The sequence below is a fragment of the Pseudacidovorax intermedius genome, assembly GCF_001476815.1.
In the GTDB taxonomy this organism is placed as follows: domain Bacteria; phylum Pseudomonadota; class Gammaproteobacteria; order Burkholderiales; family Burkholderiaceae_C; genus Xenophilus; species Xenophilus intermedius_A.
The window spans coordinates 1-511 of the sequence record NZ_LDSL01000253.1 but is presented as its reverse complement, the minus strand read 5'-3'; the positions used below and the strand labels follow the sequence as shown (position 1 = coordinate 511).

The following is a 511-nucleotide window of genomic DNA, read 5'->3' as shown; positions in this document are numbered from 1 at the left end:
CACGTGCAGTGCACCCGCGCGCTCGTCCTGGCGCGCCAGCGTGAAGTGCGTGCGCGTGGCGGCCACCAGCGTGCCGGCGGTTTCTTCGAGGCCGAAGCTCTCGGCGCGGATGGTGACGGCGCTGCCCAGGGGAATGCCGTGCTCGTCCTGGAAGGTGCTGTCGGTCAGCAGGGTCTTGGGTGTCGCGGCCTTGGCGATGGCCAGCGCGTCGGCGGACGTGATCTTCTCGAAGCTGCCGTGGCCGATGGCCTTGATGCGGTCCATCCAGTCCAGCACGGCCGGGGTCAGATCGAGGATGGACTTCACGGCATTCACGCGGCTGGTGTACCAGAGCGGGTGGTAGGCCGCGAAGTCGGCGATGCAGGGCACCTCCCCCAGCAGGTGGCTGCGGTCGTCCAGCATGTCGGACAGGCGGCGCAGGTAGTTCTTGTACGCGGCGGCGGCGTCGGCGGGTTTCAGGCGCGTCATGTTGCCCGCACTCATCTTTCCGCGGTCCTCGCCGAAGACCTTG

1 protein-coding gene is annotated in these 511 nt (G+C 68.5%); it reads right to left on the bottom strand.

The genetic code is table 11. The features are described 5' to 3' along the window. On the bottom strand, positions 1-511 hold a 511-nt coding region (locus tag NS331_RS25025), incomplete at both ends, for a glutathione S-transferase C-terminal domain-containing protein (protein WP_193758213.1).